This window comes from Tsukamurella asaccharolytica (assembly GCF_007858435.1).
GTDB lineage: Bacteria > Actinomycetota > Actinomycetes > Mycobacteriales > Mycobacteriaceae > Tsukamurella > Tsukamurella asaccharolytica.
This window is the reverse complement of the sequence record NZ_VIGW01000002.1, coordinates 72693-91958: the sequence shown is the minus strand read 5'-3', so window position 1 is coordinate 91958 and position 19266 is coordinate 72693. Positions and strand designations below refer to the sequence as shown.

23 protein-coding genes are annotated in these 19266 nt (G+C 71.6%); 8 read left to right on the top strand and 15 right to left on the bottom strand.

Annotation, left to right across the window (positions count from 1 at the left end):
• Positions 1–2 precede the first annotated feature (2 nt).
• Both FK529_RS03620 and cds1 read left to right on the top strand, forming a co-directional pair.
• Positions 3–302, top strand: a complete 300-nt coding sequence (locus FK529_RS03620; protein ID WP_146559673.1) for a DUF4229 domain-containing protein — start codon at positions 3–5, stop codon at positions 300–302.
• On the top strand, positions 299–1399 hold the full coding sequence (gene cds1 / locus FK529_RS03615) for an L-cysteine desulfhydrase Cds1 (RefSeq protein WP_146559672.1): 1101 nt from the start codon (positions 299–301) through the stop codon (positions 1397–1399). The genes FK529_RS03620 and cds1 overlap by 4 nt, the downstream gene beginning before the upstream one ends.
• Before the next feature lie 35 nt (positions 1400–1434).
• On the opposite strand, the gene FK529_RS03610 is transcribed toward cds1, so the two are convergent.
• Entirely contained in the window at positions 1435–2373 is a 939-nt protein-coding gene (locus FK529_RS03610) for an SDR family oxidoreductase (protein ID WP_146559671.1), read from the bottom strand.
• 118 nt (positions 2374–2491) lie between these two features.
• On the opposite strand from FK529_RS03610, the gene FK529_RS03605 reads away from it, so the two are divergent.
• Complete coding sequence (locus FK529_RS03605) at positions 2492–3352, top strand: helix-turn-helix transcriptional regulator (RefSeq protein ID WP_146559670.1); 861 nt, start codon at positions 2492–2494, stop codon at positions 3350–3352.
• Between the two features lie 120 nt (positions 3353–3472).
• On the opposite strand, the gene FK529_RS03600 is transcribed toward FK529_RS03605, so the two are convergent.
• From FK529_RS03600 to FK529_RS03565, 8 genes are all read right to left on the bottom strand, one after another.
• Positions 3473–4024, bottom strand: a complete 552-nt coding sequence (locus tag FK529_RS03600) for a LysR family transcriptional regulator (RefSeq protein WP_158635037.1) — start codon at positions 4022–4024, stop codon at positions 3473–3475.
• 127 nt (positions 4025–4151) lie between these two features.
• Complete coding sequence (locus tag FK529_RS03595; protein WP_146559668.1) at positions 4152–5027, bottom strand: 1,4-dihydroxy-2-naphthoate polyprenyltransferase; 876 nt, start codon at positions 5025–5027, stop codon at positions 4152–4154.
• A gap of 20 nt (positions 5028–5047) precedes the next feature.
• Positions 5048–6841: an acyl-CoA dehydrogenase gene (locus FK529_RS03590; RefSeq protein WP_146559667.1), complete on the bottom strand. Its 1794-nt coding sequence runs from the start codon at positions 6839–6841 to the stop codon at positions 5048–5050.
• A 66-nt stretch (positions 6842–6907) separates the two neighbouring features.
• The gene (gene menE, locus FK529_RS03585; protein WP_146559666.1) at positions 6908–8077 is read right to left on the bottom strand and encodes an o-succinylbenzoate--CoA ligase; all 1170 of its coding nucleotides are present in this window, start codon (positions 8075–8077) and stop codon (positions 6908–6910) included.
• A complete protein-coding gene (locus FK529_RS03580) occupies positions 8053–8412 on the bottom strand; it encodes a DUF3349 domain-containing protein (protein ID WP_146559665.1) in 360 nt (119 codons plus the stop codon). The genes menE and FK529_RS03580 overlap by 25 nt, the downstream gene beginning before the upstream one ends.
• Positions 8413–8561: 149 nt before the next feature.
• Positions 8562–8876: a DUF3349 domain-containing protein gene (locus tag FK529_RS03575; RefSeq protein ID WP_146559664.1), complete on the bottom strand. Its 315-nt coding sequence runs from the start codon at positions 8874–8876 to the stop codon at positions 8562–8564.
• A 7-nt stretch (positions 8877–8883) separates the two neighbouring features.
• Positions 8884–9186 carry a hypothetical protein gene (locus FK529_RS03570; RefSeq protein WP_146559663.1) on the bottom strand — a complete coding sequence of 101 codons (303 nt, stop codon included), beginning with the start codon at positions 9184–9186 and terminating at the stop codon, positions 8884–8886.
• A gap of 3 nt (positions 9187–9189) precedes the next feature.
• Entirely contained in the window at positions 9190–10437 is a 1248-nt protein-coding gene (locus tag FK529_RS03565; protein ID WP_146559662.1) for an inorganic phosphate transporter, read from the bottom strand.
• Between the two features lie 207 nt (positions 10438–10644).
• Here FK529_RS03565 and FK529_RS03560 point away from each other — a divergent pair, with 207 nt between their 5' ends.
• Positions 10645–11784, top strand: coding sequence for a BTAD domain-containing putative transcriptional regulator (locus FK529_RS03560; RefSeq protein ID WP_146559661.1), 1140 nt, complete (start codon positions 10645–10647; stop codon positions 11782–11784).
• A 31-nt stretch (positions 11785–11815) separates the two neighbouring features.
• Here the strand turns inward: FK529_RS03560 and FK529_RS03555 are convergent, their stop codons facing one another.
• Positions 11816–12235, bottom strand: coding sequence for an HIT family protein (locus tag FK529_RS03555; protein WP_146559660.1), 420 nt, complete (start codon positions 12233–12235; stop codon positions 11816–11818).
• A gap of 6 nt (positions 12236–12241) precedes the next feature.
• Entirely contained in the window at positions 12242–13168 is a 927-nt protein-coding gene (locus FK529_RS03550; RefSeq protein ID WP_146559659.1) for a 1,4-dihydroxy-2-naphthoyl-CoA synthase, read from the bottom strand.
• A gap of 24 nt (positions 13169–13192) precedes the next feature.
• Between FK529_RS03550 and FK529_RS03545 the strand changes: the two genes are divergently transcribed.
• Entirely contained in the window at positions 13193–14167 is a 975-nt protein-coding gene (locus tag FK529_RS03545; RefSeq protein WP_146559658.1) for an o-succinylbenzoate synthase, read from the top strand.
• Here FK529_RS03545 and FK529_RS03540 read toward each other — a convergent pair whose 3' ends face one another.
• Positions 14168–14635 (bottom strand): C40 family peptidase, encoded by a 468-nt coding sequence (locus FK529_RS03540; protein WP_146559657.1) that lies wholly within the window; start codon positions 14633–14635, stop codon positions 14168–14170. It lies immediately after the preceding gene.
• Between the two features lie 96 nt (positions 14636–14731).
• On the opposite strand from FK529_RS03540, the gene FK529_RS03535 reads away from it, so the two are divergent.
• Positions 14732–15208 (top strand): hypothetical protein, encoded by a 477-nt coding sequence (locus FK529_RS03535; protein WP_146559656.1) that lies wholly within the window; start codon positions 14732–14734, stop codon positions 15206–15208.
• Here FK529_RS03535 and FK529_RS03530 read toward each other — a convergent pair.
• Positions 15205–15837, bottom strand: coding sequence for a TetR/AcrR family transcriptional regulator (locus tag FK529_RS03530; protein ID WP_146559655.1), 633 nt, complete (start codon positions 15835–15837; stop codon positions 15205–15207). The two genes, FK529_RS03535 and FK529_RS03530, sit on opposite strands and share 4 nt — an antisense overlap.
• A gap of 107 nt (positions 15838–15944) precedes the next feature.
• Between FK529_RS03530 and FK529_RS03525 the strand changes: the two genes are divergently transcribed.
• A complete protein-coding gene (locus tag FK529_RS03525) occupies positions 15945–17378 on the top strand; it encodes an amidase (RefSeq protein WP_146559654.1) in 1434 nt (477 codons plus the stop codon).
• 26 nt (positions 17379–17404) lie between these two features.
• Here FK529_RS03525 and FK529_RS03520 read toward each other — a convergent pair whose 3' ends face one another.
• A complete protein-coding gene (locus tag FK529_RS03520; protein ID WP_146559653.1) occupies positions 17405–18670 on the bottom strand; it encodes a saccharopine dehydrogenase family protein in 1266 nt (421 codons plus the stop codon).
• A gap of 45 nt (positions 18671–18715) precedes the next feature.
• Positions 18716–18850, bottom strand: a complete 135-nt coding sequence (locus tag FK529_RS20685) for a hypothetical protein (protein ID WP_269432080.1) — start codon at positions 18848–18850, stop codon at positions 18716–18718.
• A 58-nt stretch (positions 18851–18908) separates the two neighbouring features.
• On the opposite strand from FK529_RS20685, the gene FK529_RS20475 reads away from it, so the two are divergent.
• Positions 18909–19250 carry a hypothetical protein gene (locus tag FK529_RS20475; protein ID WP_231702906.1) on the top strand — a complete coding sequence of 114 codons (342 nt, stop codon included), beginning with the start codon at positions 18909–18911 and terminating at the stop codon, positions 19248–19250.
• The last annotated feature ends 16 nt before the right edge of the window (positions 19251–19266 follow it).

The following is a 19266-nucleotide window of genomic DNA, read 5'->3' as shown; positions in this document are numbered from 1 at the left end:
TCATGACCGAGACGAGTACGGCCAAGCGGGCCCTGGTGCGCGACATCTTTTTCTATACGCTGTTCCGCCTGGGACTCGTCGTCGCCGTCTTCGCGGTGCTCTACGGCATCGGGTACCTCGTCCTCGACGAGGTGCCGCCCGTTCCCGTCTTCCTGTTCGCGCTCGTGGTCTCGCTGCCCCTGTCGATGGTGCTGGGTAAGAAGCTGCGCACGAGGGTGAACGAGAGCGCGGCCGTGATCGACGAGGCGCGCAAGGCCAAGCGTGACGACTTCCGACGGCGGCTCCAGGGCGCGGACGAGTGAGGACCAGCGTCCACGACCGGTCCGCGGACCGGTCGTGGGTGGACAACGCCGTCCGCCTGATCGAGGCCGACGCCCGTCGCAGTGCCGATACGCACCTGCTGCGCTTCCCGCTGCGGGAGTGGTCGTGGGACGCGGGTATCGACCTGTACCTCAAGGACGAGACCACGCACATCACCGGCAGTCTCAAGCATCGCCTGGCCCGGTCCCTGTTCCTGTACTCCCTGTGCAACGGTTGGGTCCGCGAAGGTACGACGGTGATCGAGGCCTCGTCGGGCTCTACGGCGGTGTCGGAGGCGTACTTCGCGAAGCTGCTGGGGTTGCCCTTCATCGCGGTGATGACGCGCTCGACGTCGCCCGCGAAGGTGGCGCTCATCGAGCGCGAGGGCGGCACGTGCCATTTTGTCGACCGCGCCGACGAGGTGTACACCGAGGCCGCCCGGCTCGCCGCTGAGCGCGGCGGCCACTACATGGATCAGTTCACGCACGCCGAATGCGCGACGGACTGGCGTGGCAACAACAACATCGCCGAGTCGATCTTCTCGCAGCTCTCGCTCGAGAGGCACTCCGAGCCGGCGTGGATCGTGGTCGGCGCGGGCACGGGTGGCACCTCGGCGACCATCGGCCGCTACATCCGCTACCGCCGGCACGCGACCCGCCTGTGCGTGGTGGACCCGGAGAACTCCAGTTTCCTGCCCGGGTTCGTCGCCGGCGACTGCACGGTGCAGACGGGGCAGTCCTCCCGCATCGAGGGCATCGGTCGCCCACGGGTGGAGCCCTCGTTCATCCCGGAGATCGTCGATCGGATGGTCGGGGTACCCGACGCCGGTTCGATCGCCGCGGCCCGCGTCGCCTCGGCCGTGCTCGGCCGCCGCGTGGGCGGCTCGACCGGCACCAACCTGTGGGGCGCGTTCGGCGTGATCGCCGAGATGCTGCAGGCGGGCCGCTCCGGCAGCGTCGTCACCCTCCTCGCGGACGACGGGGACCGGTACCTGGACACCTACTTCGACGACAGCTGGGTGCAGCGGAAGGGCTTCGATCTCGCCTCGCCCACGCTCACCGTCGAGCGCTTCCTCGCCGACGGGACGTGGCAGGAGTAGGGGCCGTCGTGGGTGCCGCGCCGGCGGTCGCCGGGTCAGTCCGGGAAGGCGACCCCGGTCATGCGTTGCGAGATCTGCCACATGCGGCGGGCCTCGTCCTCGCTGCGGAGCCTGCTGTAGAGGGGCTGTACTGCGGGCGGGCCGCCGAGGTGCATCACGCCCTTGGGGCCGTACAACCGGCCTCCCGCGTCCGGCGTCGTCGCGGCCAGGAGGGCGGGGAGTGCGGCGGTCTCCGCGGTACCGACGACGAGCCCCAGCGACGACAACCGTCGGATGATCCGCACCCCCAGCGTGTCGCCGTCCCGGCCGATCTCCGGTCGCGCCGCCAGGAGGCTGGTCGGGGCGACCCCGGGGTGGGACAGAGTGCTGGTGATTCCCCAGCCCCGCTCCCGGCTCATCCGGTCCAGTTCGAGCCCGAACAGGCCGAAGGCGATCTTGGACTGGCTGTAGGCGCCGGAGCCCTTGTACGACGCCTCCCAGTTCAGGTCGTCCCAGTTGATCGCCCCCTCGTTGGCGGCGATGCTGATCTGCGACGTGACGCGGGCCCGCGACTCGCGGAGCAGCGGCAGGAGGTGCGCGACCAGCGCGACGTGGCCGAGGTGGTTGGTCCCGAACTGGAGCTCGAAGCCGTCGGCGGTCGTCTGCCGGGTGGGCGGGGTCATCACGCCGGCGTTGTTGATGAGCAGGTCGATGGGGCGGCCGTCGTCGAGCAGCGTGCGGCCGAGCGCCTCCACCGACGCGAGGGACGACAGGTCGAGGGGGTGTGTGGAGACGGCCGCCGCCGGCGCAGCGGCGCCGATCGCTGCGATCGCGGACTCGGCCTTCGCGGCGTTCCGCGCGGGCAGGACGACCTCCGCGCCGGCCGCGGCGAGGCGCCGCGCGATGACGAGGCCGATGCCGTCGGTGCCGCCGGTGACGACGGCGCGCTTGCCGGTGAGATCGGGGAGGGTGAGGTCGATCGGGGTTCGCTTCATGGCTTCACCCTCGCAGGGTCTCCGGCGCGGAGCCAGGGATCGTCGATCCCCGGATGAGGACGCCGCCCAGGACCCGCGATCGATCCGGCCCCAGTAGCGTCGTCGACAGGAGGTGCGGATGATCGACCGAGAAGGGCTCGCGGAGTTCCTCCGCCGGCGGCGGGAGGCTCTGCAGCCGGAGGACGTCGGACTCCCACGGGGACAGCGGCGGCGGACGCAGGGCCTCCGGCGGGAGGAGGTGGCGGCGCTGTCCCACATGTCGGTCGACTACTACACCCGGCTCGAACGGCAGCGCGGCCCGCACCCGTCGCCGCAGATGATCGCAGCCATCGCGCAGGGCCTGCACCTGAGCCTCGACGAGCGCGATCACCTCTTCCGGTTGGCCGGGCAGCACGCCCCGCCCCGGGGTTCGACGGGCGATCACATCAGTCCCGGGTTGGCTCGCGTCCTGGATCGCCTGTCCGACACTCCGGCGGAGATCGTCACCGAGTTGGGGGAGACCCTGCGACAGACGCCGCTCTCGGTGGCCCTGACGGGTGACACCACCGGCTACACCGGCCCCGCACGCAGCGTCGGGTACCGGTGGTTCACCGACCCGGCGAGCCGCGCGATCCACCATCCGGACGATCACGCGTTCCTGTCGTCAATGTTCGTCTCGGGCCTGCGCGGGGTGGCGGGGCTCCGGGGGCCCGGTTCCCGCGCGGCGGAGTACGCGGAGTTGTTGCTCGCGCGCAGTGCTGAGTTCGCGGCGCTGTGGGAGGCGCATCCTGTGGGGATCCGCCCGAGCGCGGTGAAGCGCTTCATCCACACGGAGGTCGGGGCGCTCGAGCTCGACTGTCAGCACCTCGTTGACCCGGAGCAGTCGCACCTGCTGCTCGTGTACACCGCGCAGCCCGGATCGGAGAGCTACGAGAAGCTGCAGTTGCTCTCCGTCGTGGGTGCCGCGCCGGCCAGCGCGAGCGGGAGGCAGGGCGGGTAGTCGCTGCGGGAAGCCATGCGCGCCACGCATGGATGGAATCTGCGCAGTTCAGGAGCTGTTTTTCGGGATCGGTCCATGCGTCGGGCGCATGGCCTGATGACGAGCGCGCCGGTGCGGTGATCAGACGCGGGCGACGAACGCGGCCGCCTCGGTGGGCGGCTCGGGCAGGTGCAGCAGCTCGATCCGTTCGAGACGCGTCACCCGCACCATCACCGTCTCGAGGTCCGGGAGCAGCGGACCGCTGTTGGCCACGAGCGCGAAGGAGGCCTCGCCGGCGCGGATCGCCGCGACCGGATCCTCGACGACGATCGGCTCCACCGCGGGCGTGTTCTCGCGGTTCCACAGGACGACCGTGTCCTCGAGGCGGGCCGGGACCGGTAGGTTCGCGCGATGCGCGAGGCGGAACGCCGCGGGGCGGTCCGCGCCGAGCACCCGCAGCTCGTCGAAACCGCCGACGATCCGCTCGATCAGGCCGATCGCCGATCGCGCGCCCGCGGGCGGCTGCGCGCCCTCCACGGTGCGCCGGAACAGGGGGAAGCCCACGAGTTCCTCCGCCGCCGCCACGGCCCGCGTGACCGTGGACTGCGCGACCCCGTGCACCCGGGCCGCCTCGCTGATGCTGTGCGTGCGGGCCACCGTCGCCACCACCCGCAACCGTTCGATGTCTGACATGCCGGGACGGTACCGCCGGCCACTGACGAGAACGGTCGCGGCGGCGCGGGTCGGTCCCCCAGCGGACGGCATGCGCGGGCCGCATGGCTCGCCCGATCGACTACGTCCGGTCCGGCGGCCGTGAGCGTCACGCGCCCAGGAACAGGCCGACTGCGGCGCCGATGGACCAGACGAGCATGGCGAGGCCGGTCTGGGCGAGGGCGGGGATCAGGGCGGGGCCCTGACCGCCGCGGACCACGGGACGTGCGGCGCGGACGGCGAGCGGCAGCGACAGGAGCGTGAGCAGCGCCCACGGCGTGGCGACGGCCGCGAGGGCCAGGCCCAGCACCGTCGGGACGGCGACGAGGACGGCGAAGAGCACGCGGGTGCGGGAGTCCCCGAGCCGGACGGCGAGGGTGATCTTGCCGGACTCGCGGTCGGTGGGGATGTCGCGCAGATTGTTGGCGACGAGCACCGCGGAGCTGTACGAGCCCACAGCGCAGGCGGCGAGCACGCCGGATGCGTCGATCCGCCCGGCCTGGACGAACTCGGTGCCCAGCACGGCCACCAGGCCGAAGAACACGAACACCGCGATCTCGCCGAAACCGAGGTAGCCGTAGGGCCTCGTCCCGCCGGTGTAGAACCACGCCCCGGCGACGCAGGCCAGGCCCACGAGGATCAGCCACGGCGCCGACGTCAGCGACAGCACCACGCCGGCCACGCCGCCGACCCCGAAGCACGCGAACGCCGCGCGCTTCACCGCCGCGGGCGAGGCGAGCCCCGCACCGACGAGCCGCAGCGGGCCCACCCGGTCGTCGTCGGTGCCGCGAATGCCGTCGGAGTAGTCGTTGGCGAAGTTCACGCCCACGATCAGCGACAACGACACCACGAGCGCCAGGAGCGCCTTCCACCAGACCGCCTCGCCCAGGAAGCCCGCCGCCCCCGTGCCCGCGATCACCGGGGCGATCGCGTTCGGGAGCGTGCGGGGCCGAGCCCCTTCGAGCCACTGCGCTGCGGTTGCCATGCGCCCAGCCTATGCAGTCGCTACAGGACTGAGGTGTCCAGGTCGAGCGTGGTGCGGTCGAGCGTGGCCAGCAGGTCGAACTCCGTGTGCGCCTTCGGCAGTTCGTACACGAAGAAGTACTGCGTGGCGGCCCGCTTGCCGCGGTAGAACGCATCTTCTCGCGCGGTGCCGTCCTCGGCGTACGTCGCGAGGGCCTGGTCCAGCCACAGCCACGCCACCACGACGTGCCCGAGGCCGTCGAGGTACGACGTCGCATTCGCCAGCGACAGCGCCGGGTCGCCGGTGCCGCCCAGCGCCATCGTGACCTCGACGGCGCGCTGCGCGGCCGTCCGCAGTGCGGCGGCGTGCGGCGCTAGCTCCTCGACCTTGTCGGCGCGGGCGGCCGTCGCCTCGATCCGGCCGAGGAGCGCACCGAACGCGGCGCCGCCGTGCTGCGGCACCTTGCGACCGAGCAGATCAAGGCCGTGGATCGCCTTGGCGCCCTCGTGGATCGCGTTGAGCCGGTTGTCCCGGTACAGCTGCTCGACGTTGAACTCGCGCGTGTAGCCGTAGCCGCCGTGGATCTGGATCGCGAAATCGTTGGCCTTGGTGGCCCATTCGCTGGGCCAGCTCTTGATGATCGGGGTGAGGAAGTCGAGCAGCTGCCCGGCGGCGGTCCGCTCCTCCTCGGAGTCGGCGGTCTCGGCGTCGTCCACCAGGCGCGCCCCGAACAGCGCGAGGGCCAGGCCGCCCTCGACGTAACTCTTCTGCGCGAGCAGCATGCGGCGCACGTCGGGGTGCTCGATGATCGGCACCTGCGGCCCCGTCGGGGCGGTCACGGGCCGGCCCTGCACGCGGGTCTTCGCATACTCGAGCGACTGGAGGTAGCCGGTGTAGCCGATCGCCGACGACGCCAGGCCCACGGCGACGCGCGCCTCGTTCATCATCTGGAACATCTGCACCAGGCCGCGGTTCTCCTCGCCCACCAGGTATCCGGTGGCGCCGTCGAGCGAGAGTAGGCAGTTGGTGGTGCCCTTGTTGCCCATCTTGTGGTTCAGACTCACCAGGGTGACGGCGTTGCGCTCGCCGACCGACTGATCGTCGTTCACCAGGTACTTCGGGACGATGAAGAGCGAGATGCCCTTGACCCCGTTCGGCGCGCCCGGGACCTTCGCGAGCACGAGGTGGACGATGTTCTCGCTCATCTCGTGGTCGCCGCCGGTGATCCACATCTTGGTGCCGGTGATGGCGTAGCTGCCGTCCTCGCGGGGCTCGGCCTTGGCGGTGATGTCGGCGAGCGCGGAGCCGGCGTCGGGTTCGGAGAGGCACATGGTCCCCGTGAACCGGCCCTCGATCATCGGCTCGAGGAACAGGCGCTTCTGCTCGTCGGTGCCGAACGAGCGGATGACGTTGCCGTTGCCCAGGGTGAGGCCCGAATAGACGGTGGTCGAAACGTTGGCGGCCTGCATCCACGCGAAGGCGGCCTTGCTGATCAGCGAGGGCAGGCCGATGCCGCCCTCCTCGGCGGGGAGTTCGCCGAAGGTCAGGCCCGATGCGGCGATCGCGTCGAGCCCGGCCTTGGTCGCGGGGAGGGTCTTCGCGGTGCCGTCGGGCTGGATCGTCGGCTCGTTCGCGTCGGCGTCCTTGTAGTGGTTCGACAGCTTCTGCACCGCGATGTCGGCCGCGAGATCGAGCGCGGCGTCGAAGGTCTCCTTCGAATGATCCGAGAAGGGTTCGCGCTTGGTGAGGTCCTCCGCGTGCAGCCACTCGTAGAGCAGGAAGTCGACGTCGCGGGGGTTGAGCAGCGGGGTCTGCGCTGCGATGTTCTGCTTCACGATTCTCCGATCGGGGCTGATTCTGCGGAGTGATCTTACTGGGCGGTAACTTTAGCCGCTATTCCTTCAGCCGTGAATATTTGTGATCTGCGCCGCTAGCGCCCCGCGGTCGATCTTCCCCGGTCCGCGCCGGGGCAGCTCGTCGACGAGGTACAGCGCGCGCGGGGCCGCCGTTCGGTCCAGTTCGGCTTCGACGGCCGCCCGTAGCAGCTCGACGGTGACCTCCGCGCCCTGCGCAGGCACGACCGCCGCGGCCACCCGCTGCCCGAGCCGCGGATCGGGCTGGGCGAACACGGCGACCTCGGACACGCCGGGCACCCGCGCGAGCACCTCCTCCACCACCTGGGGGAGCACCGTCAGTCCGCCGGTCGAGATGGCCTCGTCGAGCCGGCCGGTAACGGTGAGAACGCCGTCCGTGAGCGTCCCCGCGTCGTCGGTGCGGAACCACCCGGGTTCGGCGAAGGCGGGGTGCTCGGGCAGGTTGCGGTAGCCGAGGGCCACCGTCGGGCCGCCGAGAACGACGCGCGACTGCGGGCCGTCGAGGCGGATCCGAACGCCCGGGAGGGGCGCACCGTCGTACACGCACCCGCCGGCGGTCTCGCTCATCCCGTACGTGCGGACCATGCGGATACCGGCGGCGAGCGCCGCCTCGCGGACCGGGGCGGGACACGCGGCACCGCCGATGAGCACCCCGTCGAAGCGCGCGAGGGCCTCCGTCGCGGCGGGATCGGCGAGGACCTTGACCAGCTGGGTCGGGACGAGGGAGACGTACCGACGGTCCGCGGTCATGCGCGCGTGGGCCCCGGCGAGGGCGGTGGGGTCGAAGCCGGCGCGCACGTCGACCTGCGCGGGCGCGTGGCCCGCGGCGAGGGAGCGCAGCATCACCTGGACCCCGGCGACGTGGTACGGCGGCATCGCGAGCAGCCACTGCCCCGGCCCGCCGAGCCGCGCGTGCGTGCCCGCGGCGCTGGCGACCAGGGCCGCGCGGGTGAGCATCGCCCCCTTGGGGGTGCCCGTCGTGCCGGACGTGGCGACCACGAGGGCCGCGCGCTCGTCGATCGGGCTGCCCGCGGCGAGCGCGCCGGTGAGCCGCTCGGCCTCGCGCGGGTCGTGCGCGGGCACGGGCAGCCACGGGGGCGCCGCGCCCTCGAGCAGGGCCGAGAGCTGTGGCAGGGCGGATTCGACGGTGTCGATCGGCAGCGGTTCGAGGTTCACTCGCCCTCGGACCTGGGGCATCCGTCCGGGTTGAGCGGGGCGTCGTCGAAGGGCCAGCCCTTGCGCTCGAGGCGCTCGCGGACGCGCAGGATGTCCTTCTCGAGCGGCATCTCGTGGGTGTGGCCGCTGATGGCGACGCCTGCGTCGACGCGGGTGATGGGTTCGACTCCCTCCGGGGAGAGGTTCACGTCGTCGATCAGCTCGCGGGTGACCTCCCGCAGCTCCTCCTTCGTCAGCTGCCGGTCGAGCAGCGCGAGGAGCGGCTGGTAGTCGGTGCCGGGTACGCCGTCGGGATACCCGGCGCGCAGCCAATCGATGATCCTGGCCAGGAAGCCCGGACTCGACCTCGAACTCATGAAGACCCACCTCCGGTGCGGGATGCGCCCTACGGGCGCGGTTGTGCCGTCGATGCGGACACCGAAACGGAACGGCCCCCTATCTGTGTTCCAGGATAGGGGGCCGGACCGCGTGCGGCGCTGTGGAGCGACGGCTGAGCGCTCGCGGGTCAGCGGGCGAAGCCGGTGAGCGGCCAGCCGCCCGCGGCGAGCTTGCTCGCGACGTTGCGCAGATCCTCGTCGCTCGGCTCAGCCTGCGTCACCTTGGTGATCGCCGCCTCGATCTCGTCCTTGTGGACCTCGTCGGGACGCTGGGCGAGGATGCGGCCGATCACCGCGTCGACCTCGGTCTCCGACAGCTGCTTCTTGAGCAGCGCGAGCAGGGGGAAGTAGTCCTTCGGCGGAACGCCCTCGGGATAGCCGGCGCGGAGCCAGTCGAGGACCTGGACGAGGACGTTGCTGTCCTGGGTGTTCTCGGTGGTCATCGGGGGCCTACGCCTTCTTCTCGAACCACGGGTAGATGTTGTCGAAAGTGAGCTCGTACTTGAAGCCCGACGCGACGATCATCGCGATGCCGAGGAGCACGGCGGCGACGACGACGACGAAGGCGACGATGGCGAGCACGTTGCCGAGCGGGTTCGGCTGGTGGACGGTGCCGTCCTCCCGTTCGTGACCGTTACCGATCGCGAGTCCGCGGACGCCGACGGCGAACAGGGCGGGCAGGCCGGCGCCGAGGAGAAGGCCCACGAGGAGGACCCTCCAGACCGCATCGAGGGCGAGGGAAAGGGTTTCCATGTCTTAGACCTTCGCAATCTTCTGATCGGCGGGCACGACGGAGTTGTTCTCGTCGTCCCAGTCGGCGTTGACGTTGTTGGAGTCGACCTTCTGCTGCTGCGCGCGCCAGTACATGTAGCCCGAGAGCGCGACCAGGATCGCGAAGGCGACCAGCGGGCCGGCCAGCGTCGGGATCTTGGCGGCGACCACCCACGTGATCGCGCCCACGACGGCGGCAGCGGGAAGGGTGATGACCCACGCGGCGACCATGCGGCCGGCGACGTTCCACCGCACCTTGGCGCCCGGCTTGCCGACGCCCGAGCCGAGGATCGAGCCGGTGGCGACGTGCGTGGTGGAGAGCGCGAAGCCGAGGTGGCTGGAGGCCAGGATGATCGTGGCCGACGAAGCCTCGGCGGCCATACCCTGCGGCGAGCTGATCTCGATCAGGCCCTTGCCGAGGGTGCGGATGATGCGCCAGCCGCCGAGGTAGGTGCCGAGGGCGATCGCCACGGCACACGCGACCTTGACCCAGAACGGCACGCCCTGGGTGTCGTGCCAGGCGAACAGGCCCGTCGAGTCGGGAGTGGACGCGCTGTACGCGAGGAGCGCGAGGGTGATGACGCCCATCGTCTTCTGCGCGTCGTTGGTGCCGTGCGCCAGCGAGACGAGCGAGGCGGTACCGATCTGGCCCCAGCGGAAGCCCTCCTCGGTGAACCGCGCGGCGACGCCGGCGACGATCCGGAAGATCAGGAAGGTGCCGACGGCGGCGACGATGCCGGCGACGATCGGCGCGAACAGCGCGGGCATGATCACCTTGCCGACGACACCGTCGAGCTTGCCCTGGCCGACCCAGACGACGCCGGCGCCCGACGCGAGCGCGGCACCGATCAGGCCGCCGAACAGCGCGTGCGAACTGGAGCTGGGCAGGCCGAGCAGCCAGGTCAGCAGGTTCCAGATGATGCCGCCGATGAGGCCGGCCAGCACGATGATCAGCAGGGCGCGGCCGTGCTGCACCGTGAACTCGGTCTTGGGTGAGCCGTCCTTGTTCTGGATCTTGATCACCGCGTTGGTGACGGTGAGCGCCACCTCGACGGAGAGGAAGGCGCCCACCAGGTTCAGGACCGCTGCGAGAGTGACGGCGGTCTTGGGCTTGAGGGCACCGGTCGCGATGGAGGTCGCCATCGCGTTGCCCGTGTCGTGGAAGCCGTTGGTGAAGTCGAAGGCGAGGGCCGTCACGATCACCAACAGCAGGATGATGAGTTCGCTGTTCATGGAAAAATAGTGCGGCCGAAGTGCCCGTTCCACCAAACATCGGAGGCGGGTGCGGAACCCTTCTGACCTGCAAGTTCGCTCGCGTCGGGAAAGCGTTCACTCAGTGTTCATTCAGGGCGCTCTTAACGATATCACGGATTTGTCCGTTTTATATCGTTTCAGTGGCGCCCTGCGGGTCGAATGACGCGCCGTGACTACTATCTGCGCATGGCGTCTTTGGATATCCGCGTGCTGGGCCAGGTCTCGCTTTCCGTGGACGGCGCGCCGAACGAGGTGTCGGGGGTGAAGCCGCGCTCCGTGCTCGCGCTGCTCGTGATGAACCGCGGTCGCGCCCTCACCGTCGACTCGCTCAGCGAACAGGTGTGGGACGGCAACCCGCCCGCCTCCGCGCGCGCCAGCCTGCAGGTCTTCGTCAGCGGGCTGCGCAAGGCGCTGCGCGGCCCCGGGGCCGGTTCGGGCCTCGACGGCCTGTTGGTCACCTCCGGCTCCACCTACCGCCTCGACCTCGAGCCGGAGCAGTCCGACATCGGGAGGTTCGAGGCGGCTCGGCGCCGCGGCGCCGAACTCGCCGCCGCCGGACGGTACGACCAGGCGTCGCTGGCCTTCGCCTCCGCGCTCTCCGAGTTCCGCGGCGACGCCGTGGCCGACCTGCGGGGCCTGCAGTTCGCCGACACCTTCGCCATCGGCATGGCGGAGGAGCGGGCCGCGGTCCAGTCCGCGATGTACGACGCGGAGATCGCCGCCGGCCGCGCCGCGTCCGTCATCGGCGACCTGCGGCGCCTCGTCTCCGAGCATCCGCTGCAGGAGCCCCTCTGGGGGCAGCTGATCACCGCGCTCTACGTCTCCGGACGCCAGGCGGACGCCCTCGAGGCTGCGCGCGACCTGCGCCGCACCCTCGCCGACGAGCTCGGTGCCGATCCGACGCCGGCCCTCGTCGAGCTGGAGGGCAAGGTGCTGCGGCAGGAGCAGCTGGCGTTCACCGCCGCGCGGCCCGCGGCGCAGCCGGGCGACGGGCGGGCCTTCGAGAAGACCGAGACCGACGTGACCATCGCCGGGGCCGGTCCCCGAGGCACGCTGACCGCCGAGGACGGCACGGAATACGTGGTGCACGGCGAGGTCCGGCTCGGCCGCCTCCCCGACAACGACATCAGTATCGACGACACCAAGGTCTCCCGTGAGCACGCCGTGATCACCGGCTCCGTCAGCGGCTTCGCCGTGCGCGACCTGCACTCGTCGAACGGCACCTACGTCGGGGAACGCCGCGTCGCCGGCCAGCACCCCCTGTCCGACGGTGACGAGCTCACCCTCGGCCGCTCCACCTTCCGGTTCCGCGTGATCGAGGAGTAGTCGTGCTGGGGCCTGCTGGCGTCGTCGAGCGTCAGTCCGGCAGCGCCTCGCGGAGGAGGGCGGCGGCGCCGTCGGATGTGCGGGGCCGGCGGCGGAGGAACCTGCCGAGCAGGGCGCGCCGGTCGCCCGCGAAGCGTGGGATCACATGCAGGTGAACGTGATCGACGGTCTGGAAGGCGGCCCGGCCGTCGTTGAGGACCAGGTTCGCCCCGTCCGCCCGGAGCCCGCCCTCCTGCGCGGCCCGGGCCAGACGGTGGCCGAGCGCGAACATCCGCGTGCCGTCATCGGCGGGGAGGTCGGCGAGGCGCCCCGCGTGCCGCTTCGGCACGACGAGGGTGTGGCCCTCGCTGACGGGGCGGACGTCGAGGAAGGCGATCACCTCGTCGGTCTCGAAGACCACCGCCGCGGGCGCCTCACCCGCGACAATGGCGCAGAACACGCACGGCGCCATGATGACTCAGTAGTAGTAGGGGAACGGCGACCAGTCGGGGGCGCGCTTCTCCAGGAAGGAGTCGCGGCCCTCGACGGCCTCGTCGGTCATGTACGCCAGCCGCGTGGCCTCGCCGGCGAAGAGCTGTTGCCCGACGAGTCCGTCGTCGGGGAGGTTGAAGGCGTACTTGAGCATCCGCTGCGCCTGCGGGCTCTTGCCGAGGATCTTGGCGGTCCACTCGAGCGCGACGTCCTCGAGCTGGTCGTGGTCGACGACGCGGTTCACGGCGCCCATGCGGTGCATGTCCTCGGCGCTGTACACATCGCCCAGGAAGAAGATCTCGCGGGCGAACTTGTTGCCCACCTGCTTGGCGAGGTAGGCGCTGCCGTACCCGGCGTCGAAGCTGCCCACGTCGGCGTCGGTCTGCTTGAACTTGGCGTGTTCGCGGCTCGCGAGCGTGAGGTCGCAGGTCACGTGTAGCGAGTGGCCGCCGCCCGCGGCCCAGCCGTTGACCAGGGCGATCACCACCTTCGGCATGAACCGGATGAGGCGCTGCACCTCCAGAATGTGCAGCCGGCCGCCCTCGGCCTTCACCCGCGCCTCGTCGACGCCGTCCGCGGTCGCCGCCTCGACATCGGAGTCGTGGCTCGTCGCGTACTGGTACCCGGAGCGACCGCGAATGCGCTGGTCGCCGCCCGAACAGAACGACCAGACGCCGTCCTTGGGCGCGGGGCCGTTGCCGGTGAGCAGGACCGCGCCCACATCGGCGGACCGTCGCGCGTGGTCCAGCGCGCGGTACAGCTCGTCGACGGTGTGCGGCCGGAAGGCGTTGCGCACCTCCGGCCGATCGAAAGCCACGCGGACGGTGCCCTGCGTGATGTGCCGGTGGTACGTGATGTCGGTGAGGTCCTCGAATCCGGGGACCGGCTGCCACAGCTCCGGGTTGAAAGTCACCCGACCGACTCTACTGTTGGGGTCGTGGTGGACGTCGACGAACTGGTGGCCGCGGCGCGGGTGGTGCGCCTGCCGATGCGGGTGCGGTTCCGCGGAATCACGACCCGCGAGGCCGTCGTCTTCGAGGGTCCGGAGGGGTGGGGCGAGTTCGGGCCCTTCCCCGAGTACGGCGACGCCGAGGCCGCGCACTGGTTGCGGGCCGGGATCGAGGCGGCCTACCTCGGCTTCCCGGAGCCGCTGCGCACCGCTGTGCCGGTGAACGCGACGGTGCCCGCCGTCCCGCCCGACCGGGTCCCCGAGGTGCTCGCGCGGTTCCCCGGCTGCCGCGTCGCGAAGGTCAAGGTGGCCGAGGCCGGGCAGGCACTCGCCCAGGATCTGGATCGCGTCGCGGCCGTGCGGGAGGCGATGCCCGGCGGCGCAGTACGGGTGGACGCCAACGGCGGCTGGACGATCGATCAGGCCGAGCGGGCGCTCCTGCGGCTGCTCGAGGGCGGCCCGCTCGACTACGCCGAACAGCCCTGCGCGACGGTCGAGGAACTGGCCGAGGTGCGCCGCCGGCTGGACGGCGCCTGCGAGATCGCCGCCGACGAGTCGATCCGCCGCGCCGACGATCCGATGCGCGTGGCGGAACTCGCCGCCGCCGACGTCGCGGTGGTGAAGGTGGCACCACTGGGCGGTGTCCGGGCGGTGCTCGACGTGGCCGCCGCGCTGAAAGCGGCTGCGGGCGTGCGGGTGACGGTGTCCTCGGCGCTGGACACGGCCGTCGGGTTGTCGGCCGGGATCGCGGCCGCGGCGTGCATCCCCGACGGCAATGCCGCGGGCCTGGGCACCGGCGGGTTCTTCGCCGCGGACCTCGGCGAGCATCCGCTCGTCGACGGCGCGTTGCGGGTACGGGCCGTCGCGCCGACCGAGGAGCGGCTGGCGGCGGTCGAGGTGACGGGGGAGCGCCGGGACTGGTGGCTCGACCGCCTCCGGCGATGCCACACGCTGCTGCCCTAGCTACTTCCAGGGGGCGTACGCCCAGCCCAGCACGCTGGAGTTGGGCGCGATATCGGGCTCCGGGATGACCTGGATCTGCGAGCCGTCGCCCCACCCGGCGGACAGCCCCTGGACGCCTCCGCTGAGGTAGGTGCCGTCGCCGAGCGAGATGTCCACGTGGTAGCCGTAGTCGCTCTGGGAGAAGACGAGCGCGCCGCGCGGCGCGGGGAGCGAGGAGTGGCCGAGGCCCTTGGCGGCGAGATTCGCGTAGAAGGACCGTGCGGAGTCGTGGGGGATGCCGGTGGCGACGGTGCGACCGTAGGCGAAGTCCACGAAGTCCTCGCAGCCGTACTCGCCGAAGGTATCGGTGCCGACCAGCGTCATGCCGCGCGCGATCGCCGCCTCGACGCCGGCCGCCTGCACCGGCGGCGCGACCACCAGCGCGAGCATCAGCGTGGACAGGACGGCGGTCGCCAGGGTGCGTCTCATCAATTCTTTGTAGTCCTACGTATGCCGCATCCGGGGGATTTCGCGGTCGACGTCGGCTGGGAGTTTCCTGTCGGTGGCGGGGACTAGGGTGCGGGTATGGAGAACCTGATGACGGAGCTCGGTGCCGCGATGACGGGCGAGCCCGCCGAGCGGAAGCAGAAGCTCGAGTCGACGTGGGCGCGGATCGCGCCCGGTGATCACGCGGCGCGGTGCATCGCCGCGCACTACATCGCGGACGTGCAGGAGGATCTGGACGCCGAGGTGGAGTGGGACGAGGTGTCGCTCGCGGAGTCGGCGCACGTCTCGGACGCGCAGCTGCAGGCCATCCACCCGTCGCTCAGTGTGGCGGGCTTCATGCCGTCGCTGCACCTCAACCTCGCGGAGGGCTACCGCCGCCAGGGCCGCTTCACCGACGCGGCGGACCGGCTGCAGACCAGCCGCGAGTTCGACTTCGCGCTCGATACGGCGATCGATCCCGCCTACGCCACCGGGATCCGCGAGGCGCAGGAGCGGATGGCCGCGCGCATCGCCGCGGCGGACAGCACCCGAACGCTGGCGCCGGAGCTCAGCTAGTCCTGTGCGCCGTCCCGCAGCGCCCGCGCGGCGTCCTCGTGGCCCTGCTCGAACAGGGCGCCGATCAGCATCGTGCGCAGGGCACGCATCTTGATCGCGACGTCGGCGGCGTCCGGCAGCGCGGAGTCGAGCATCGTGAAGCCGTTGATCAGCGCGACCACGCCCCGGGCGGTCTCGGGGTCGATGTCGGCGCCGGCGAGCGCGGCCGCGCCCTGCGCCACCGCGTCGGCGGCGCGCAGGTACTCCTCGACCAGGACACGCGAGGCCGGGTCGCGCGCGGCGCGCAGGTAGGCCTCGACGAGCGCGAGGGACTCGGTGCCGCGCGCCGCGGAAGATGCGGCGAAGGCGGCGATCACCTCGCCGGGACTCGCGGAGGTGTTCTCGAGGAAGGCCGACAACGCCGCGAGCCGCTCGAACTCCTCGGCCACGAAGGTGCGCATCGCCTCGTTCGTGAGGTCGTCGATGGACGCGAAGAAGTAGCCGATCGTGGTGGTGGGCAGGCCCGCGCGGGCGGTCACGGCGCGATGCGTCACCGAGGCGTAGCCCGATTCGCCGACCGTTGCGACGGTCGCCTCGAGCAGCGCGCGCTTGCGCTCGAGCGTGCTCCGCCGGTGTCTGCGCTCCTCCACTCCCGCAGTCTAGGGCGCGACAAAAGTCTGTACAAATTTCCAGACTTGGGCTATCGTCTATTTCTGTAAGTTTGTACAAACTCGGCCAGCGGGCCGGAGGAGCTGACATGACCACGGACACCACCCGCCCCGGCACCCGGGTGAACGCTTTCACCGACGACGCGCTGGGCACCCTCGACGCCACGGGCGTCGCCGAGGCGATCGCAGCCGGCACCCTCGGTGCCGCCGAGGCGGCCGCGGCCGCGACGGAGCGGATCCGCACCGTCGACCCGGCGACGCGGGCGGTGCGCTGGTGGCTGCCCGAGGGGGGTGCCGGCCCGCAGGCACCCGCGGACGCCGCGTTCTACGGCGTCCCGGCGGCGGTCAAGGAGAACACCGCCTTCGCGGGCCTGCCCACCACGATGGGGTCGGCCGCTCTGCCCGCCACGCCCGCCGAGCGGTCCGGGCCCGTCGGCGAGCAGTTCGCCGCGACCGGCGTGAACGTCCTGGCCTCGACGGTGATGCCGGAGTTCGGGATGACCGCGAGCGCGGAGTTCGCCGGCCGCGCGCCCGCCCGCAATCCGTGGAACACCGACTACAGCGTGGGCGGATCCTCGTCGGGTTCCGCGGCGCTCGTGGCCTCCGGCGCGCTGCCGATCGCGCACGGCAACGACGGCGGCGGATCGATCCGCATCCCCGCGGCCCTCAACGGCCTCGTCGGGCTCAAGGGCACCCGGGGCCGCCTCGTCGAGATGCCCGAGCTCAAGGTGCTGCCCGTCAACATCGTCTGCGAGGGCGTGCTCACGCGCACCGTCCGCGACACCGCGCGCTACTTCGCCGCGGCCGAGCGGCACCACCGGAACCCGGCGCTGCCGCCGGTCGGGCACGTGCGTGGGCCGGGCCGGCGCCGGCGGATCGGGCTGGTCACCGAGTCGGTCACCGCCTTCGGCATCGCCGACGAGTGCCTCGCGCCCGTGCGCAGCCTCGCCGACGAGCTGGCCGGCCAGGGGCACGAGATCGTCGAGCTGAGCATGGCCGACCTGCGCATCGACGCCGGCTTCGTCGACGACTTCCTGCGCTACTGGAGCCTGCTCGCGGGGATCGAGGTGGCCGGGACGGCCATCGCGGCGCGCGGCCGCAGCTCCTACTCGGCTCTCGACCCCGTGACACGCAGCCTGCTGCGTTCCGGCGTGCGCGGCGCGCCGTCGATCCCGGGGGCGATCTCGCGGCTGCGCCGGGTGGCCGGGAACTACGAGCGGATGTTCGTCGAGCGCGGCGTCGACGCGATGCTCTCGCCCACCATGACGAGCACGACCCCGCGGATCGGCCACCTCGATCCGACCCAGCCCTTCGACGAGTTCATGGCCCGCACCATCGCCATGGTGGGGATCACCCCGCTGAACAACGTCTCCGGTGGCCCCGCGATCTCCGTGCCCTGCGGTTTCGACGATGCCGGGCTCCCGCTGGGTGCCCAGTTCGCCGGGCCGGCGGGGATGGAGACGACGCTGCTCGAGCTCGCCTACGAGGTGGAGGAGCTCCGCCCCTTCGCGCGCATCTCCTAGCCCCCGCGCGCCGGCGAACGCCGCGGCTAGCGCACCTCGTCGACCGTGACGGTGAAGTCCCGCGCGCGCAGGCGGTCCGCGAGCACGTCGCCCAGCGCGACGGCCGGCGTGAGGACGCCCGCCCGGTCGGGGAGCGCTGCGCCGCCGCGGGCGGTGTCGCCGTCCAGCGCCAGCGCCAGGCTGGACTCGCCCAGCATGACCGCGGTGCCGCTGTAGCCGGGGTCCAGGCGTGCGCCGATGGTCGCGCGGTAGCGGCGGCCGCTCGTCGTGCGGGTGTACACGTCGGCGATGAACGAGCCCTTGGCCTGCGACTTCTCGCTCGGGCCCTCGCCGGGCGACGGGAGGATCCGGTCCAGCACGGGGCGCAACGGCTTGATCGCGAGCGCCGCCATGCCCACCGCGAGCGCGCCCTGCACGGCGTGGGCGGCCACGGCCTTGACGACGGGCGGGCCGGGCACGGCCATCGTCTCCCGGTACGTGAAGTCCGGGCCGTAGGCGAAGTCGAGCAGGCCGTTGGAGCGGCGCACCACGCGGGTGTTGTAGCTGGCCATGAAGAACGGTGCGAGCTTCCCGGTCAGCGACGGATCGACGGTCTTCGCGTCGACGACGGACAGGTCCCCCGGCTGCTTCGGCGTCTCTCGGGTGTGGTCGACGCTCAGCGAGTGCGGGCGCCCGGCGACGCGGCGCGCGTCCCGGTCGGCGCTCACCTCGTCGGCGAGGCCGATCGCGGAGGCGATGGTGCCGCCGCTCGCGCCGCCGCGCAGGTCGCGCATGACCAGGGTGGTCGAGCCGAGAGTGCCGGCGCCGTCGGACCGGGCCTTCTCGTAGACGAGGAATGTACCGAGGTCGGACGGGATGGAGTCGAAGCCGCAGGAGTGCACGATCTTCGTGCCGTTGGCGACGGCCTGCTCGTGGAACTTGTCGATCGAGCGGCGCGCGAAGAGCACCTCGCCGGTGAGGTCGGTGTAGTGCGTGCCGGCGTTGACGCACGCGCCCACCACCGTCTCGCCGTACAGCGCATACGGCCCGACGGTGCTGCACAGCACCGTCGTGCGGGCGGCCATGGAATCGAGCGTCGAGGGGCGGTCCACGTCGGCGACGACGATGCCCCAGTCCCGCGCGCCCTCACCCAGCCCGGCGCGCACCTTCTCCAGCTTGGCCTGCGTGCGGCCGGCGAGCGCGATGCGCACGCCGTCGGGTGCGTGCGCGGCGAGGTGGCGCGCCGTCAGTGCGCCGACGAAGCCCGTCGCGCCGAAGACGATGAGGTCGAATTCCCGGGTGCCTGCTGTCATACCGCGATGTTAGCGGTGTTCGCAGGGGCGTGGGGGAGTCGCGGTCTACAGGTCGACGACGCCGTCCGCGCGCAACAGGTTCTTGATCCCGTCGTCGTCTCCGAAGACGTAGGCGCGGGCGAGGAGATCGTTGAACGTGTCCGCGACCGACGGATCGTCGTGCGGATTCGATCGGGTCAACCCCGACAGCCGCCTCGACAAGGCCCTGCAACTCGGTGGCGGAGACCGCATCGGGGGCGTGCCGGCCGTACCGGGTGCGTACGCCGATGCCCTGTTCGGGCGTGCGCAACCGGCCCGGGTGAAGGGCCGCGCTGCGGGTGAGGCGCGCGTTCAGATCGCGGACGAAGGACGCGTCCGTGGGGCGCGCCGGCTCGTCGAGGATGGCAGTGGCGACGTCGCGCAGGTCCTCGAGCAGAGCGAGGTCGGCCCGGGAAGTGATGCCGTCGGTGCTGCCCGATCGCAAGAAGTTCTCGGTATCGAGACGGCCCGTCGACAGCCCGTCGAAGACCTTGCCGGAGGAGTACACGACGCGCGCGAGGTCGGCGACGGTGATCGCGGGCATCTCGACTCCTCGCTGTAGCGGTCGTCCACGACGG

Coding starts and splice junctions, on each gene's coding strand:
- FK529_RS03565 (WP_146559662.1), bottom strand. CDS start 10,437: ATGAACAGCGAACTCATCATCCTGCTGTTGGTGATCGTGACGGCCCTC.
- FK529_RS03555 (WP_146559660.1), bottom strand. CDS start 12,235: ATGGCGCCGTGCGTGTTCTGCGCCATTGTCGCGGGTGAGGCGCCCGCG.
- FK529_RS03560 (WP_146559661.1), top strand. CDS start 10,645: ATGGCGTCTTTGGATATCCGCGTGCTGGGCCAGGTCTCGCTTTCCGTG.
- menE (WP_146559666.1), bottom strand. CDS start 8,077: ATGCCCCAGGTCCGAGGGCGAGTGAACCTCGAACCGCTGCCGATCGAC.
- FK529_RS03570 (WP_146559663.1), bottom strand. CDS start 9,186: ATGGAAACCCTTTCCCTCGCCCTCGATGCGGTCTGGAGGGTCCTCCTC.
- FK529_RS03600 (WP_158635037.1), bottom strand. CDS start 4,024: ATGTCAGACATCGAACGGTTGCGGGTGGTGGCGACGGTGGCCCGCACG.
- FK529_RS03575 (WP_146559664.1), bottom strand. CDS start 8,876: ATGACCACCGAGAACACCCAGGACAGCAACGTCCTCGTCCAGGTCCTC.
- FK529_RS03535 (WP_146559656.1), top strand. CDS start 14,732: ATGGAGAACCTGATGACGGAGCTCGGTGCCGCGATGACGGGCGAGCCC.
- FK529_RS03610 (WP_146559671.1), bottom strand. CDS start 2,373: ATGAAGCGAACCCCGATCGACCTCACCCTCCCCGATCTCACCGGCAAG.
- FK529_RS03620 (WP_146559673.1), top strand. CDS start 3: ATGACCGAGACGAGTACGGCCAAGCGGGCCCTGGTGCGCGACATCTTT.
- FK529_RS03540 (WP_146559657.1), bottom strand. CDS start 14,635: ATGAGACGCACCCTGGCGACCGCCGTCCTGTCCACGCTGATGCTCGCG.
- FK529_RS03595 (WP_146559668.1), bottom strand. CDS start 5,027: ATGGCAACCGCAGCGCAGTGGCTCGAAGGGGCTCGGCCCCGCACGCTC.
- FK529_RS03520 (WP_146559653.1), bottom strand. CDS start 18,670: ATGACAGCAGGCACCCGGGAATTCGACCTCATCGTCTTCGGCGCGACG.
- FK529_RS03580 (WP_146559665.1), bottom strand. CDS start 8,412: ATGAGTTCGAGGTCGAGTCCGGGCTTCCTGGCCAGGATCATCGATTGG.
- FK529_RS03525 (WP_146559654.1), top strand. CDS start 15,945: ATGACCACGGACACCACCCGCCCCGGCACCCGGGTGAACGCTTTCACC.
- FK529_RS03605 (WP_146559670.1), top strand. CDS start 2,492: ATGATCGACCGAGAAGGGCTCGCGGAGTTCCTCCGCCGGCGGCGGGAG.